At 59.4% G+C, this 342-nt stretch carries 1 pseudogene; it reads right to left on the bottom strand.

The window, feature by feature from the left end:
- A pseudogene (locus tag AUR66_RS22105) lies at positions 1-342 on the bottom strand (cell division control protein Cdc6); the annotation flags it as partial.

Raw genomic sequence — 342 nt, 5'->3', positions numbered from 1 at the left:
GTCGTGACGGCAGCGAGAGTGGTCTTCTTCTGGACGGTCAACCCCCCGATGAGATCGTGGAACCGGTCTTTCTCAGCCTCCCGACGAGCCTCCCGAACATGTTTCTCGGTGACTGTCTCACTGTCCTGTTGCTGTGCGAGCATCCCCGCATTTCTGAGGATGTCGATAGCCTGTCGGGCGTCGCCATGGTCCTGGGCAGCGAGTGCGGCGCTCAACTGTATCACACCGTCCTCAAGGACTCCGTCCCGGAACGCGTCACGCCGGTGTTCGAGAATTGACCGAAGCTGGTTCGCATCGTAGGAGTGGAAATTGAGTTCTCTGGGCTGAAGCGACGACTTCACG

Source organism: Haloferax profundi, from assembly GCF_001469865.1.
Classification (GTDB): domain Archaea; phylum Halobacteriota; class Halobacteria; order Halobacteriales; family Haloferacaceae; genus Haloferax; species Haloferax profundi.
The sequence above is the reverse complement of the archived record's forward strand: the minus strand, read 5'-3'. Positions and strand labels throughout refer to the sequence as shown.